The 2,101-nt window shown below is 35.5% G+C and carries 3 protein-coding genes; 1 reads left to right on the forward strand and 2 read right to left on the reverse strand.

Features of this window, described 5'->3' with window-relative positions; all coding sequences use genetic code 11:
• Nucleotides 1–287 precede the first annotated feature (287 nt).
• Complete coding sequence (locus tag HMPREF1154_RS10110; RefSeq protein WP_009642494.1) at nt 288–767, reverse strand: Dps family protein; 480 nt, start codon at nt 765–767, stop codon at nt 288–290.
• A gap of 182 nt (nt 768–949) precedes the next feature.
• The gene (locus tag HMPREF1154_RS10115) at nt 950–1,240 is read right to left on the reverse strand and encodes a SemiSWEET family transporter (protein WP_009642495.1); all 291 of its coding nucleotides are present in this window, start codon (nt 1,238–1,240) and stop codon (nt 950–952) included.
• Between the two features lie 261 nt (nt 1,241–1,501).
• Between HMPREF1154_RS10115 and HMPREF1154_RS10120 the strand changes: the two genes are divergently transcribed.
• A complete protein-coding gene (locus HMPREF1154_RS10120) occupies nt 1,502–1,987 on the forward strand; it encodes a DUF2262 domain-containing protein (RefSeq protein ID WP_009642496.1) in 486 nt (161 codons plus the stop codon).
• The last annotated feature ends 114 nt before the right edge of the window (nt 1,988–2,101 follow it).

A 2,101-nucleotide genomic window follows, 5' to 3' on the forward strand; every position in this document is an offset into this window, starting at 1 on the left:
TACTTACTAACTCCCCCCTTGAGGGGAGGTAGGGGGGATGTTTTGAGAATCAGTTGATTACAGAGCTTGTGAAACTTAAGTTATTTATATCTTTGCGGTTGAATTTGAAGACATTAAATAAACTATGAGTGTATTAAAAGGAAATAAAATAAACCAAATGCTTCAAATGAGGCAGAAGGGGGGATTACTATTTGCACCATGGCTGTAATTATAGAAGCTATAAAAAACAAAAAGGACTGCCTTTTTGGGCAGCCCTTTTTAACAAACTTATTTTTTCTTAAAGCAAATTAGATTGCCTCGTTAAGGTAGGACTTAAGCATCCATAGGTTTTTCTCTTGTTCTACGATGAAGTCGCTGATAAGGGTGTTAGTACCCTCGTCATTGATCTCATCAGAGAAGGTAAGTAGTTCTCTTTCCAAAGGAAGTAGTGCTACAATGCTGTCTATGACAAGGCGAACGGCTTTGTCGTCATCAGTTACGTTTTCTCCCACTGGGATAGTAGCATGTTTTACATAGCTTGCTAAGGTGTTGAAAGGTACTCCTCCAAGGGTGAGGATGCGTTCAGCGATTTGATCCACTTGTTCTTGAGCGGCATTGTAAAGCTCTTCGAACTTTATATGTAGTTCAAAAAAGCGTTTTCCCTTGATATTCCAGTGTACACCACGTAAGTTCTGATAATAGGTTTGATAGTTAGAAAGCAAAATGTTAAGTGATGCAATTTCTTTCTCTACTTGTGCCTTGTTAAGGCCTAAACTGTTTAAACTCATATTTTAAAGGTTTTAAATTCAACGGTGCAAAGGTACGACTTCATGATAACAAAGTAAAGACTTTTTCATCTTTTTTCTCTATATTAATTATAAGAATTTTTGATATTAATGCAAATCAATATAGAAATTAGCAATAATGCCAGCAATGATAATCACTGCTGGCATTAATTCATTAATCATCGTTAGAATGCTGCTGAGTAGGCTGCTATAAAGCCAAGTATGATACCTGGAAGGTTAGCAAATACAATAGGATAGTCTCTGTCTCGCTTTAAGAAACCATAAGCTACCCATAAGCTACAGTTGATTCCTGCTACAAAAGGTTGCAACCAAGGCCCTGTGGCATCTCCCCATGTTTTTTGAATTTGGTCAATATAGGCTACATACATAGCTACAGCCATAACAGCTGCTAAAACACTGAGAATGCGAATGAATTTGCTTTCTCCGCTGGCTTGCTTTTCTTCGAATTTGTCCATATTTATCTAATTTTTAATAGTTCTAAATATACTGCAAATGTATGAAAATAAATTAAATAATGGCCAAATGGAAGGGCGAATATTTTTACGTTTAATTGTTAATTAACATTTGCAAATCGTTGACTATGAGCAATTAATTGTTTTTAACATATCAAATAAGCTAAAGTTAGGAAAAGATAAGGAGTTATTTGGTTTTTAATTCGTACCTTTGCCCCGCAAATGAGTACCAACTCCATTTGTAATAATATAGACTAAAACTTAATGAAATCTTTACACCTTAATGACTTGAAAAAGAATGAGGCTGTGCCTGATTCTTATGAAATTGCAGTAGCCTATAAAGGACGCAAAGTAGAAATTATTTTGGACAACTATGCCTATACGCTCCAGCAGCTATTGGAAACGGCCAACAATGTATTGGTCTGTCTTCCCACATTGGACGAGAAAGCTAAAAAGTATCTCGCACATCAGAATATAGACTGCTTTAACGAGTGTAATGAAAAAAATGGGAGGCCTGAGGCTACCGAAGAATGCTTCGAACGCATGATGACCCTTTCGGCTATACAATTTTTTGATGAGAGTATAGACTTTTATTACAATATTAGCGGTTATAATAATCACCAGCTCATTGTAGAGGTCAGTTTAATTCATGGGTACCAACATCCAGAGTTCCAGCAGTGGTACTTAGATGCTCCTTATAAAAGTAAATTCTTGGAGAAACTAACTTCCTTTTTTAAAAAGATGTTCTGATATTAGCCAATTAGTCAATAAGTTCGTTGACTAATTGGCTAATTTGTTTTTATAGATTAATAGGCGTATGAGTCTATTTGCTAATTATAGTCAAACAGAAATGGTTTGCGAAAA

This window comes from Capnocytophaga sp. CM59, from assembly GCF_000293175.1.
In the GTDB taxonomy this organism is placed as follows: domain Bacteria; phylum Bacteroidota; class Bacteroidia; order Flavobacteriales; family Flavobacteriaceae; genus Capnocytophaga; species Capnocytophaga granulosa.